Genomic DNA, 12,546 nt, shown 5'->3' on the forward strand with positions numbered 1-12,546 from the left:
AACACCGGCGTGCGAGTGGCGGGCACCCGGCGCGCGGGCAGCCGCCGGTATGCCGTGGGATCGCACCGGCGCTAGCCGGCTCCGTCGAGCGCGCTGGAGAACCGGCGCGGCTTGCCGGGACCGAGGTCAGCGGGGGTGGGGACGGTCTCGACGCAGACGGCATCGCCGAGCAGGGTGCACAGGGCCTCGCGCAGGACGGCCGGCTGGCCCCCGAGCACGCGCGCGACGACGGTGCCGTCGCGCCCCTGGTGGACCGACCACGACCGTGCCCCGTGGTGCTGCAGCTGCTGGGTGAGGTCGACCGAGGGCACGAGGCGACCGTCGGCAGCGCGGAACGACACGGGTGCCCGCCCTTCCAGCCCGACGATGGCGCGGCGGTCGCCGACCCACGTCAGCGAGCCCGTGTCGCCGGTCCGATAGCGCAGCAGGGGCAGCAACGGGTTGCCGTCGACGGTGGCCACCAGCTCGCCGCACTCGCCGTCCGGGAGAGCGCGCCCGCCACCGTCGACCACCTCGAGGTGCACCCGGCGGGGCACCACCACGTGCGGACCGCCATCGGTGGACACGGCGAGGGGACCGGTCTCCTTGAGCCCCCAGAGGTCGAGCACGGTTGTCTGCCAACGCTGTTCGAGCTCGACACGGGCGGCGGGGGTGAGGTCGACCGCGCCGGAGACGAGCGCCAGGGGGTCGAGTCGGACGTCGAGGCGAGCGAGGGCGAGCAGGGAGAGGGCGCTCCCCGTGACGACCTGGGGCCGAGCGGCGGCCAGGAAGGACTCGCGGTCACCGGGCACGCACCACGCGGCCGGGTCGAGGTTGACCCGCGCCATCCGCTGGTCGTCGCGGATCGTCAGCACGGATGCATAGGTGAACGCCTGACGCTGGTCGACGACGCTGAGCAGGCCCACCCGGTCGGGGTCGTGCGGCCAGTCGACGCCGACGTCGGCGAGGAGGCGCTCCAGCAGCAGCAGCTCGGTTGAGATCTCGACTGGGTCCAACGGGATCACGAGTGCGGCGCCGGAGCTGCCCGACGAGGTGCCCTGGACCACGCGGTCGAGGGGCTGGTCGCGCGGGACGAACGCTGCGACGTCACGCACGAGGTCGGCCCGAGAGATCATGGGGAGCTGGTCGAACGAGGTGGCTCCGAGCCGCCCGAAGAAGGTGGTGTGTCGTCGACACCGGTCGACCAGGGCCTCGACCCAGGCCGGCGGGTCATCGCCATCACGGTCGGCGCCTCCTCGGCCGGCCCGCGCCGGCTCCAGGAGCTCGGCTCGGCGCCGGCCCAGCACCTCGTGGTCCTCGGCGGTCAGCAGGTCCCCGCACTCATGCACCCAGATCGGCGCGTGCGGGGTCTGGCGCCACCGGGTCAGCGCGTCCAGTCCCAGGGGGGACAGCGTCGGCCAGCGCTCGGCGTCGGTCCGGACCGCGGCACCCATGGCTGCGTAGTCGGGCAGGGCCCCAGCCCCGCCCGCTGCGTCCGCGGCGATGGGGGCTGGGGCGACCGGTCCCGCGGACGCAGCGGCCTTCTCGTCAGACATGGGTGTACTGCGCGGCGGCCTCGCGCGCCTTCTCCTCGCTCAGCCTTCGGGCGAGCTCCTCGGCCCAGGCCTGGTGCTGCGCCGCGAGGCGCAGTGCCTCTCTGCGGGTGGTCGAGCTGATCGAGGTCCAGCGGTCCTCGGCGAGCTCATGGGTCTCGCCGGAGGGACGGAGCGCGAGGGCGCGCAACAGCGCTCGCGCGACCTCCTCCTGCCGGTCCTCGTCGTCGGAGAGCCAGCTGCGCAGGGGGAGCACGGCGATGAGCTCGGCCATCCGGCGGATCGCGTCCAGGGACCGGGCGGCCCGCGGGGCGGGAAGGACGGCGACGACCTCCGGCGCGGTGAGCAGCCAGCACGTCACGGCTGCGGCGAGACGGGCGGGGACGTCCTTGAGAGTCAGGTCCACCCGGTCGTCGAGGTGTCCGAGGACGTCGCCCGGCCCACGCTCCTCGACCAGGTCCAGGGTGTCGTGCACGAGGGCCTCGAGGACGACGTCCTCGTCGACGATGGCGGGCGGGGTGGCGCGGAGCCGGGCCATCAGCGCGCCCAACTCCGGTCCGGGCGAGGAGGCTCTCCGGGGTTCCCACACCGTCGACCCGATCGGGTCGTTGCCCCGTGCAGTCTCGTCGGTCATGAGGCTCGCCACCCCGAGCGACCTACCGGCACAGCACTATCGGCGGTTTGTTGCGACCTCCCCCACCGCTCTCGGGCGAAGCGTGCGGCGAAGGGGACGAGGTCACTCTCCTCCGGCACGGCATACACGACGTAGGCGCCGGCCTCTGCGCGGACCCGGTCGCACACGGACTCCGGCTCTCGCAGCACCAGGCTGCCGCCACCGCCCGCGCTCTCGAGGGCGGCCGCTGCGACCCCCACGAGGTCATCCGGCTGGTAGGCCCCGAACATCGAGGTGACCCCCCAGTCGGAGATGACACAGATATGGGTGTTCGGCTCCCACGGAGGTCGGGGTCGGGTCCGCGGCGGGTGGTCGCGCTGCAGGTCGCGCAGCGGGAAGACGGTGCCGCCGCCCCAGTAGTGGAGGAGGGTGCCGACGACGGCATCGCGGTCCCGGGTGAAGCCCCCGTCGGTGCGCGCCACCTGTTGTGGACTCGCCCACACGGTGACCTGGACGGCCGCCCCGGCCCGCAGCGCGGAGAGGGCGAGCACCGTGCCCGCGAGGACCGAGGGGCTCGGGGTGGCTCGCGGATCGGGCATCGATCCGGACGAGTCGACGTAGAGGTCGAGCCGGACGGGCACCGACGTGGGCGTGGTGAGCGGCTCCCGGTCGACGACCCGTTGCACGGTCGTCTGTCCGGGCACGACCACCGGCGACCGGGTGACGCTCGCGAGCCAGTCGACGTCACTCAGATCGTCGCCGACCTCCCACGACTCCCAGCCCTGCGGCTCGTCCTCGACGCCCGTCGGCCGGTAGGTCGTGGGAAATGGCACGAGATGGGACTGAGCCCTCGCGACGTACCAGTCGGCACCGGCGTCGCGACCCGTCCCGAGGGTCGCGTAGAGCTCGGCGAGACGTGCCGGACCGAAGCCCTGGCCCGAGGTCCTGCCCCGCCCGGAAGCGCGGCCGGCCTCGCGTGCCGCGACCACCTCGGGGTCCTCGTACGGCGCCTCGGGGTTGACGCGGGGGTCCATCGCGGGGTGGACGACGGGCGCGTCGAGCGCATCATCGGTGGCGACGTCGGGCGCGGATTCACCCTGCTGCGAACGATCCTCGCCACACAGATGGCCCTGTGCCGCCAGCGACGCCGACTCCGGGATCCATCGGCGCAGCAGGGCGGCGAAGCCTCCCGCCCCGCCGACCGGGTCACGCGCGAAGGCCCGGGTATGCCGGGCGAGCAGGAGGCCGTCGGCGTCCGTCTCTGCGTCGAGGTCGGGGCCGCACAGGGAGCCGGTGGGCAGCCGCCAGAGCAGCTCGAAGCCCCGCATCCACACCCGCATCATCGGGTCGGTGACCGGGCTGCCGGCGCGGTAGACACCGGACATGTCGAGCCCGCGGGCCCGGTGCAGCCGGTCGTTGATCAGGGTGTCGCTCCAGATGTTGCCCAGGACGGGCGCCAGCCGAGGCCGGTCGACGAGGCCCTTGGCGCACCGCGCCACGATCTTGGTGCTCGTCGTCCGGTCGGCCGGTGCCAGGACGTGGTGACCGACCTCGTGGGCGAGCACGGGCAAAGGAGTGTCGAGCAGCCCCAGCCGTCCCATCTGCCGGAGGTTGACCGTCACGTCCATGGCCCGCAGGTCGAACCACGCGAGGTCGTCCCGGTGTTCCCGTGGTGGGTCGGTGAGGAGCACGGGAGCCTGCAGCCGCAGTCCGCGGCCCCAGAGCGCCAGCGCCTCGGGCCACGCCGCCAGCCACCGGTCGACGTCGGCAGCGCCCGCCACCCGACGGGTGTGGGCGGTCACGACGCGGTCCTCACGTGCACGACGACGTGGCTCTGCGGCGAGGTGACCAGCACCGACCGTCCGTATGCCGTGCGGCCCACCTCCGGTGACTGGTCCCCCGTGGGCATCCGGCCGAGACGCACGGTCGGCGCGTCAGGCGCCGTGGCGTGAGGCCCAGGCCCGTCAGGCCCGGTGGCCGGGGCCAGCCACGCGCCGTGCACGTCGACCATCAGGTCCCAGTCCCGTTGCTGCCCGGGGCCGCCCACCTGACGGCCGTCCCGGCGGTGCTCCCGAAGCCGCCAACGCAACCCGTCTCCCGAGACGATGACAGGGGGCGCACGGAACGGGCCGCCGAAGCCGGCGCATCCCCCGATCGTCCGAAGAGCGGTGTCCCCGCCCACGTTCGGCGCTGTCTCGTCCGGCAGCCAGGACGCGGGCTCGAGGGCGTTGGCGGCCAGCGCCTCCCGGGCCAGGGCGCCGTCGCCGAGGTCGAGCGCCCGGGCGAGCCGGTCGTCCCTCAGCCCCGGACCGACCCGGTGCGCAGCCGAGCGCATCCGGACGTGACCGGCGCGCCAGGCAGCGACCACGCCGATGTCGCGGATCTCCATCGTGGTCAACGACTCTCGGCCACCTCGTGCGTGCGGGCTCTCGGCGCCGGCAAGCAGCAGCCGCCCCCACAACGCCACGTCACCGTGTCGCCAGACCTCGCCGGCCGCGTGCACGAGCTCGGCGACGAGATCGCCCCGGTGCGGATCCCCAGCCGTCGCCGCGACCTCCGCCGGGCTGTCGAGGTCAGCCAGGTGGACGGCCAATCGTGGCAGCAGCTCGGTCACGGTCCACGGCACGACGCTCCGGTCGGACCACTGCCGCGCCGCGAGCGCCCGCACAGCCGCTCGCGCGAGGGCCGACGCCCAGCGGTCCTGCGCGGCGAGCGGCACACGGCTGCAGTGCTGCTCGAAGGACGGGCCGATCCGACGCAGGGCCGCGGTGACCGCCTCGAGGGGGACACCGCCGGCGGTCACCGCCCCGATGGCGGGGTTGACCTCGTCCCTCACCCGGGTGAGCGCCGCGGCCCAGTGTGGGGGGACGACGGGTGCGTGCTCGGTCGCGGTGGGGCTGAGGGGTCCGGCCGTCACGGGTGCCAGTCCAGCCAGGCGAGGTAGTTGAGGTAGCGCTGGTGGAGGTACTTCAGCGTCAGCGCGTCGTCGTAGAGGTGGCCGTAGACCTTGCCCTGCGCCGCGAGGGTGTCGAGGGCCTTCTCGACGGCCCGCATCCGGCCCCGGACCTCGTCGGCCAGGACGCCGTCGAGGCCGGCCTCGAACTCGGCGAGCAGCGCGCCCACCGGGTCGTCCCGCTCGAGGTCGAGGGCCTCGAGCTGCCGACAGGTGGTGTCGAACATCTCCCGCAGCCAGGAGATCCGGTCGGTGCGCAGCTCGGCCCCCTCGTCGGTGCCGAGCACCGCCGACTGCGGGTCGGCGGCAAGCTTCTGGTGGAGGACGAACGGCAGCACGGCCCGCACGTCGTCGACGTCGACGGCGTCCCTGCCCCGGAACCAGGCCATCGCCTTGCTGTAGGTCAGCAGCGACTGGAGGGCCCGCACGGAGAGCCCGTTGAGGGTCTGGGTGCCCACGTCGCTCAGCTGGTCGCGCCCGGTGTCCGCACCCTGCACGAGGTGCGGGTCGACGCCGGCGAGCTTCGCCGTGTCCTTGGTGCGGTACTCGAACTGCCGGCCGGCGCGCTCGAGGTACTCGAACTGACCGGCGAAGAACTCGATCCGGCGCAGCACGGCATACGGGACGGGGGTCGCGAGGACCTCGGCCGAGAGCCGGTCGTGCTCCTCCTGCGTGAAGCCGATCGAGTCGGGCACGGTGTCCTCGGGCCGGATGACCTGCTCCGCGCGAGTGAGGAGCGCGGGGAGGAAACGGTGGTTGAACGGCAGGGCCGCGACGACGACGTCGATGCGGTCGCGCAGCGCATCGATGACCTGGTAGGTGCCCCCGCCGGCGTCGTCGTTGGCCGTGAGGTACCACGCACTCCGACCGGTCTCGTAGATCTGGTCGAAGGACTCGACGTAGCCGTCCGCGAGCAGCGTCAGCAGGGCCGACTGGGTGCGGGTGGGGATGCGGTTGTACTCGTCGATGATCTTGACGCGCATGCCGAGCCACGACCGCCAGGCGACGTCGATGTCGGCCAGCCGTTCAGCCGCGACGAGGTCACGGGGGAGCGGCGTGCCGAAGAGGTCGCTCACCGTGAGCTGCGGGTGGCCGTGCTGCGTGTGGCGGCGTACGTCGCGCGGCGAGTAGCCGGCGAGGATGCCCATCATCGTCGCGCTGGCGGTCTTGCCCCGGCCGGGACCACCGACCAGGAGGCAGCGACCGCGAACCGCGAAGGTCAGCAGCGGGAGCAGCACGAACGACGAGTACGACTGTGCGCTGGGCAGGGTCAGCAGGGCCTTCGCGTCGCCGAGCCGCACGGTCTTGCTCGGGCCCGCCTCGAACTCGAGGTCGTAGTGGGGGCTGATGATCGCGTGGTTGGTCACCCAGAAGTAGGCCTGCCGCAGCTTCTCGTCCAGGGCGGGGCCCACCGTCGCGGGGGTCCCGGCGGACGTCGCGGCCGCTGTCCCATAGAGGTCGGCGACATCGAGCTCCGCTGTCGCAGAGACCGAACCGGCGGCGTGGGCGCCGGGAAGGGTCGGCGCGTCGGAAACCCGCCCGAGGTCGCGGATGGCCTGCCCGCGGGCCGGGTCAGTCATCGGCGTCACCGACCGAGTCGTCCACCGGACCCGCTGTGCGCTCAGAAGCCGCCGCGTCGGCCTTGGCGGCCTGCTGCTGCTGCTCGAGCGAGGGCACCAGCCCCCACCCTCCAGCAAGTGCCTCCTCCACCGCCCGTATGCCGGCGGCGAGCCGGGCCTCCCGGCTGCCGGAGACCTCCACCCAGGGCGCCGGCTGGTCGCCGAGGACCTCGCGGAACCGGTCGGTCATCCACGAGCGCAGGTGCTCGCCGTCGCGCATGCCGTCCTGTACGAAGGGGATGTCGGGGGAGGTCAGCAGATAGAGGGCCGGGACACGGGTGCGGGCGAGACCCTCGACGGTCGGCGACCGCGACCCGACGTAGCGCTCGTGCCACACCGCGGTCGCGAGGACGTCCGTGTCGCAGAGCAGCAGCGGACGCGGTGACCGCCGGGCGGCGTCGTCCTCGAGCCGCGCCTGCTGTGCGGCGACGAGATCGAACTCCACGCTCTGCCAGGCGGACTCGATGCCGCCGGGTCGCGCATCCGTCCACTCCCGGCCGTACTCCGGGACGCACGGCACGCCGAAGTGGGCCGCCAGCTCTTCGGCGAGCGTCGTCGTCCCGGTGGACTCGGCGCCGAGGACCACGACCCTCTTCGCGAGGTGCTGGCGGACCGGCGCCGGCAGGGCCCACCACTGCGCCGCGACGTCGGCCCGCACCGCGGTGCTCGACACGGTGAGGGCCGACCGGCCGGGGTCGACCCGCACCCACGTCGCCCCGAGGCGAGCCGCGAGCTCCTCGCCGTAGGCGTCCGAGGTGAACAGCGCCGACACGGGGCCGTCGGACGGGTCGAGCAGGTTGCGGATGACCGCGGTGTGGTGGTCCCAGGCGCTCGCCGACTCGAAGTCGATCTCGGCGTCGTCGACGATCGAGGTGAGACGTGCGGTGGGGACCTCCTCGCGCAACCACTCGACCCGCAGCGGCACGGAGATCGACTCGGTGCTCCCGCCGAGCACCTCGACGGTCACCCGGTCGCACGCCGAGAGGGCGGCGCGGACGAGGGCGAGGTGCCCGACGTGAGGCGGGTAGAAGGTGCCGATGACGAGACCGTGGGGGAAGCGTTCGGTCACGGGACGACTCCCATCCGGTCGCCGGCCGAGACGGCCGGATCGACGTCGACACCGACGAGCGTCGCCCGCCACGTGCGAAGCCCGACGAGACACAGGCCGATGAACCCGGCATACAGCGCGGCCGTGAGCCAGAGGCCCTTGGTCGCGTAGAGCACGACGTAGAGGACGTCCGCGACGATCCAGACCACCCAGTTGCCGATCCACTTGCGGTTGAGCATGACCTGAGCGACGAGCGACAGCGCCGTCGTGAGGGCATCGCCCACGGGCACCGTCGAGTCGGTGTGTCGCGACAACACCTCGTAGACGGCCCACGTGCCCACGATCGTGCCGCCCAGGGCAGCCACCCACCCCCAGCGCGGGTCCCGGCGCACCAGCAGTGTCGTATGCCGCGGCCCCCCGCGCTGCCAGGCCCACCACCCGGCGAGGCCGAGCCCGATGTAGACGACCTGCAGACTGGCGTCGGCGTAGAGGCCGCTGGTCACGAACAGGGCGATGAAGACGACGTTGTTCGCGATCCCGATGGGGAAGTTCCAGACGTTCTGGCGCACGACCAGCCCGACGCACAGCGCGCCGGTCACGAACCCCAGCACCTCGACCCAGCTCATGTCGCGGGCCCCGCAGGCATCGCGGCCTCCCGGCGACCCGATGCTGAACTGGTCACAGGAGCCCCCTCGTCGACTGCGCGAACGATCCGAACCTATCCCACGGCGGCGGGTCGACGGCGGTCGTCCTCACAGGCCGAAGACGCTCGAGATGCTGATCCCCACGATGCAGCCGCGGGAGGACAGCTGCTCCGCGACGAGGGCATCGTTGACGTAGACGCGGCAGCGCATCGTCGTTCCTGCTCCGCCGCTGTAGTCGGAGCCCTCGACGAAGACGTAGCCCGTGTTGCGCGGGACGGTGACCTCGACCGCGAACGGCAAGCGCTGGTTTCTGAGGTCGACGTCCGCGTCGGAGTTGGAGCCGTACCGCACCTCGCCGGTGGCCCCGGTCGAGGCGATGTCGAACCGCACCCGGGCCGGCTGTGTCCCCACGGTCGGGACCGGCAGCGGCGTGGGTGCCACCTGGGTCGCTCGGCCGACAGGCTGGCCGATGCCCGAGGGTGACCGGGACGTGGGGGGTGTCGGCAGGGTGCTTGTCCCCGTACGGCTCGGTGTCCCCGTAGGGCTCGGTGTCCCTGTGGGGCTCGGTGTGCCAGTTGGGCTGGAGCTCGAGGTCGGGCTGGTGACCGCGACGGGCGGGCGGGGCGTCGGGGCGGACGAGACGTTGACGAGCGACCAGATCGACCAACCGGCCGTGGCCAGCACGACGACGCCGACCAGGATCGCGAGCTGGACCCAGCCGGGCGGCAGACCCGAAGCGGACCGGTTGGGGTCAGCCACCGAGCTCCGTCAGGCTGAAGGTGCAGCTGGCGTAGCCGGCCCGCTGCTCGGTCTCGACCACGACGCCAGCGACGAGGATCCGGCAGCGGACCTGGTGAGGCGCACCACGATCGTCCACGTAGCCGGTGACGGTGAGGTGGTCGACGCCGACCGGGGCGTCGAGCTCAGCCGCCCAGGGCAGGGTGTGGTCGGCGAGCTCGGTGGGGGTGCTGCCGTCGCCGGAGCTGCGCACGCTGAAGGAGATGTCGGCGGTGGGTGCGCTGCTGTCGAGCTCCACGCGGATCCGTGTGGGTCGGCCGGGGATCGGGACGACCGGGTCGCTGTCACCGGCGACAGTCGTGGCCGGCGGCAGGGGGACGGCCGGCGTGTGGTGGGAGGTGCCGTGATCGACCTTCTGGCCCGCCACGAACAGCACCACGGTCCCCACGACGACGGTCGCGAGCAGGAGGATGGACCACAGCGCCTTGCGCACGGCTCGATGCCCTCTCATCCGTCGTGAGCACCGAACCTACCAAGACGTCCGGTCGGAGAGCGTCCACATCGAGAGACGCCGCCGATGCTCGGGTTCACGTCCGCGGTCGTCCTCGGTAAGGTCGGCGCAGGTCATGAGTGTCAGCGCCACGGCCCCGGCTCGCTGACCGGCAACCCTCCACTCGCGGTGGGGTGCCCCGGGTGACGACCTGGCGATGGGCCGACCGGTCCACCGCAAGCGCGGGGCCCGACGAGGTGCCCCGGTCGAGTTAAGGATGCAGCGATGAGCGATACCCCCCAGTGGTCCTTCGAGACCCGCCAGATCCACGCGGGGCAGCAGCCCGACCCCACCACGGGCGCCCGGGCGCTCCCGATTTACCAGACGACGTCCTACGTGTTCAAGGACACCGACCACGCCGCGAACCTCTTTGCCCTCAAGGAGTTCGGCAACATCTACACCCGCATCATGAACCCGACCCAGGACGCGGTCGAGCAGCGGGTCGCCTCCCTCGAGGGTGGCGTCGCGGCACTGCTCGTCGCCTCCGGCCAGGCGGCGGAGACGATCGCGATCCTCAACGTCGCCGAGGCCGGAGACCACGTCGTCGCGAGCCCCTCGCTCTACGGCGGCACGGTCAACCTCCTCAAGTACACCCTGCCCAAGTTCGGCCTGGAGGTGACCTTCGTCGAGGACCCCACCGACCTCGAGTCGTGGCGGGCGGCGGTGCGCCCCAACACCAAGGTCTTCTACGGCGAGACCATCGCCAACCCCAAGTCGGAGATCCTCGACATCGAGGGCGTCGCGAAGATCGCCCACGAGGTCGGCGTCCCGCTGATCGTCGACAACACGATCGCCACCCCCTACCTGCTGCGTCCGCTCGAGTGGGGCGCCGACGTCGTCGTCCACTCGGCGACGAAGTACCTCGGTGGCCACGGCACCTCGATCGCCGGCGTCATCGTCGACGGCGGCACCTTCGACTACGCCAAGGACCCGGAGAAGTTCCCGCAGTACAACACCCCCGACGAGAGCTACCACGGCCTCGTGTTCGCCCGGGACCTCGGCGTCGGCAGCCCGCTCGGCGCCAACCTCGCTTTCATCCTCAAGGCCCGGGTGCAGCTGCTGCGCGACCTCGGCTCCGCGGTCTCGCCGTTCAACGCCTTCCTCATCGCTCAGGGCATCGAGACCCTCAGCCTGCGGATGGACCGGCACCTCGAGAACACCTACAAGGTCGCCGCCTACCTCCAGGGTCACGCCCAGGTCGAGAAGGTCGTCTGGGCCTCCCTCGAGAGCGACCCCAGCTATGCGCTGGCGCAGAAGTACGTCCCCCGGGGCGCAGGCGCCGTCCTCGCCTTCGAGATCGCGGGCGGCGTCGAGGCGGGCAAGAGGTTCGTCGAGGGCCTCACCCTCCACAGCCACGTGGCCAACATCGGTGACGTGCGCTCCCTCGCGATCCACCCCGCGTCGACGACCCACTCGCAGGGAAGTGACGAGAGCCGTCTCGCGGCCGGCGTCACCCCCGGGCTCGTCCGGCTGGCCGTCGGCATCGAGCACATCGACGACATCGTCGCCGACCTCGAGCAGGGCTTCACCGCGGCCAAGGTCGACTGACCCCGGGCCTCAGCACGCGCGCCCGACCCGAGCACCCGGCATACCCCTCCGGTATGCCGGGTGCTCCCGTCCGTCTCCCCGGAGCCGGGAATGACGGCTCGGCGCACGAGGTTGGCACCGGGGGCCGCACCTGCTGGTGGCCCGCCTGACCGACGCCCGAGGAGCCCCGCGTGCCAGCCCTGTTCGACCCGATCACCCTCCGCTCGATGACCGTCCGCAACCGGGTGTGGCTGGCGCCGATGTGCCAGTACTCCGCCGTGGACGGCGTGCCCGGCGACTGGCACCTCGTCAACCTCGGAGCGCGGGCCGTGGGCGGGTTCGGCCTGGTGATCACCGAGGCCGCGGCCGTCACGGCCGACGGGCGCATCTCCCCCGAGGACGCCGGCATCTGGAACGACGAGCAGGCGCAGGCCTGGTCGCGCATCGCCCTTTTCGTCCACGCACAGGGCGCGAAGATCGGCGCCCAGCTCGCGCACGCGGGACGCAAGGCCTCGACCTACCGGCCCTGGGCTCCCGCTCGCGGCAGCGTGCCCCAGGACGAGGGCGGCTGGGTGACCAGCGGCCCCTCCGACCTCGCCTACCCCGGGTATGCCGCGCCGGAGGAGCTCACCACCGCGGGCATCGCCGACGTCGTGCAGGCGTTCGCCGACGCCGCTCGCCGGGCGGTCGGCGCCGGCTTCGACACGATCGAGCTGCACGCCGCGCACGGCTACCTCCTCCACCAGTTCCTCTCACCCCTGTCGAACTTGAGGGACGACGGCTACGGCGGCTCGTTCGAGGGCCGGGCACGCATCGTCCTCGAGACCGTGGACGCCGTCCGGGTCGCGGTCCCCGACTCCATGCCCCTGCTCGTGAGGATCTCCGGGACCGACTGGCTCGAGGGTGGGTGGGACCTCGAGCAGAGCGTCCGGCTCTCCGTCGCGCTGCGCGAGCACGGGGTCGACCTCGTCGACGTCTCCTCCGGCGGCAACGCCCCGGCGTCCATCCCGGTCGGCGCGGGATACCAGGTGCCGCTGGCCGCGGGAGTGCGGTTCGGAGCCGACGTGCCCACCGGGGCCGTCGGCCTGATCAGCGAGCCGGCGCAGGCGGAGAAGATCGTCGCCAACGGCGAGGCCGACGTCGTGCTGCTGGCCCGGGCCGCGCTGCGCGAACCGGCCTGGCCGTTGCGCGCCGCGCACGAGCTCGGGGTGCCGGTCGAGGACGCGCCGTGGCCGGACCAGTACACCCGCGGGACCTGGCCGACCACCTGACCCCGCCCCCCGGCATACCCCTTCCCCCCTCGCTGAGGTCCTGGTCTGGCG

General features: G+C 72.7%; 11 protein-coding genes and 1 riboswitch. Of the genes, 2 read left to right on the forward strand and 9 right to left on the reverse strand.

The annotated features are described in order from the left end of the window. Nucleotides 1-71 precede the first annotated feature (71 nt). The 9 genes from Q0R63_RS23620 to Q0R63_RS23660 all read right to left on the reverse strand — a co-directional run bounded on the left by Q0R63_RS23620 (nucleotide 72) and on the right by Q0R63_RS23660 (nucleotide 9,658). A complete protein-coding gene (locus Q0R63_RS23620) occupies nucleotides 72-1,535 on the reverse strand; it encodes a hypothetical protein (protein ID WP_295702695.1) in 1,464 nt (487 codons plus the stop codon). Beyond that, nucleotides 1,528-2,166 (reverse strand): hypothetical protein, encoded by a 639-nt coding sequence (locus Q0R63_RS23625; protein WP_295702697.1) that lies wholly within the window; start codon nucleotides 2,164-2,166, stop codon nucleotides 1,528-1,530. The genes Q0R63_RS23620 and Q0R63_RS23625 overlap by 8 nt, the downstream gene beginning before the upstream one ends. Beyond that, nucleotides 2,163-3,947 carry a hypothetical protein gene (locus Q0R63_RS23630; RefSeq protein WP_295702700.1) on the reverse strand — a complete coding sequence of 595 codons (1,785 nt, stop codon included), beginning with the start codon at nucleotides 3,945-3,947 and terminating at the stop codon, nucleotides 2,163-2,165. The genes Q0R63_RS23625 and Q0R63_RS23630 overlap by 4 nt, the downstream gene beginning before the upstream one ends. Further along, complete coding sequence (locus Q0R63_RS23635) at nucleotides 3,944-5,062, reverse strand: hypothetical protein (RefSeq protein WP_295702702.1); 1,119 nt, start codon at nucleotides 5,060-5,062, stop codon at nucleotides 3,944-3,946. Before Q0R63_RS23635 ends, Q0R63_RS23630 begins: the two co-directional genes overlap by 4 nt. Then, the gene (locus Q0R63_RS23640) at nucleotides 5,059-6,678 is read right to left on the reverse strand and encodes an AAA family ATPase (RefSeq protein WP_295702704.1); all 1,620 of its coding nucleotides are present in this window, start codon (nucleotides 6,676-6,678) and stop codon (nucleotides 5,059-5,061) included. Before Q0R63_RS23640 ends, Q0R63_RS23635 begins: the two co-directional genes overlap by 4 nt. Further along, on the reverse strand, nucleotides 6,671-7,786 hold the full coding sequence (locus tag Q0R63_RS23645) for an AAA family ATPase (RefSeq protein WP_295702705.1): 1,116 nt from the start codon (nucleotides 7,784-7,786) through the stop codon (nucleotides 6,671-6,673). Before Q0R63_RS23645 ends, Q0R63_RS23640 begins: the two co-directional genes overlap by 8 nt. Then, a complete protein-coding gene (gene pnuC, locus Q0R63_RS23650; RefSeq protein ID WP_295702707.1) occupies nucleotides 7,783-8,391 on the reverse strand; it encodes a nicotinamide riboside transporter PnuC in 609 nt (202 codons plus the stop codon). The genes Q0R63_RS23645 and pnuC overlap by 4 nt, the downstream gene beginning before the upstream one ends. Nucleotides 8,392-8,517: 126 nt before the next feature. After that, the gene (locus tag Q0R63_RS23655; protein ID WP_295702709.1) at nucleotides 8,518-9,168 is read right to left on the reverse strand and encodes a hypothetical protein; all 651 of its coding nucleotides are present in this window, start codon (nucleotides 9,166-9,168) and stop codon (nucleotides 8,518-8,520) included. Continuing rightward, the gene (locus Q0R63_RS23660; RefSeq protein WP_295702711.1) at nucleotides 9,161-9,658 is read right to left on the reverse strand and encodes a hypothetical protein; all 498 of its coding nucleotides are present in this window, start codon (nucleotides 9,656-9,658) and stop codon (nucleotides 9,161-9,163) included. Before Q0R63_RS23660 ends, Q0R63_RS23655 begins: the two co-directional genes overlap by 8 nt. A gap of 111 nt (nucleotides 9,659-9,769) precedes the next feature. Then, nucleotides 9,770-9,886, forward strand: a riboswitch (SAM riboswitch). A gap of 36 nt (nucleotides 9,887-9,922) precedes the next feature. Here Q0R63_RS23660 and Q0R63_RS23665 point away from each other — a divergent pair. Then, entirely contained in the window at nucleotides 9,923-11,245 is a 1,323-nt protein-coding gene (locus Q0R63_RS23665) for a bifunctional o-acetylhomoserine/o-acetylserine sulfhydrylase (RefSeq protein ID WP_295702714.1), read from the forward strand. A gap of 170 nt (nucleotides 11,246-11,415) precedes the next feature. Beyond that, nucleotides 11,416-12,495, forward strand: a complete 1,080-nt coding sequence (locus Q0R63_RS23670; protein ID WP_295702715.1) for an NADH:flavin oxidoreductase/NADH oxidase — start codon at nucleotides 11,416-11,418, stop codon at nucleotides 12,493-12,495. Nucleotides 12,496-12,546 lie beyond the last annotated feature (51 nt).

Origin of the sequence: Lapillicoccus sp. (assembly GCF_025353065.1) — a bacterium.
Classification (GTDB): domain Bacteria; phylum Actinomycetota; class Actinomycetes; order Actinomycetales; family Dermatophilaceae; genus Lapillicoccus.

What these genes read in the sequence shown, in the direction of transcription:
- Q0R63_RS23620 (WP_295702695.1), bottom strand. Translation starts at nt 1,535, where the DNA reads ATGTCTGACGAGAAGGCCGCTGCGTCCGCGGGACCGGTCGCCCCAGCC.
- Q0R63_RS23625 (WP_295702697.1), bottom strand. Translation starts at nt 2,166, where the DNA reads ATGACCGACGAGACTGCACGGGGCAACGACCCGATCGGGTCGACGGTG.
- Q0R63_RS23640 (WP_295702704.1), bottom strand. Translation starts at nt 6,678, where the DNA reads ATGACTGACCCGGCCCGCGGGCAGGCCATCCGCGACCTCGGGCGGGTT.
- pnuC (WP_295702707.1), bottom strand. Translation starts at nt 8,391, where the DNA reads ATGAGCTGGGTCGAGGTGCTGGGGTTCGTGACCGGCGCGCTGTGCGTC.
- Q0R63_RS23660 (WP_295702711.1), bottom strand. Translation starts at nt 9,658, where the DNA reads ATGAGAGGGCATCGAGCCGTGCGCAAGGCGCTGTGGTCCATCCTCCTG.
- Q0R63_RS23665 (WP_295702714.1), top strand. Translation starts at nt 9,923, where the DNA reads ATGAGCGATACCCCCCAGTGGTCCTTCGAGACCCGCCAGATCCACGCG.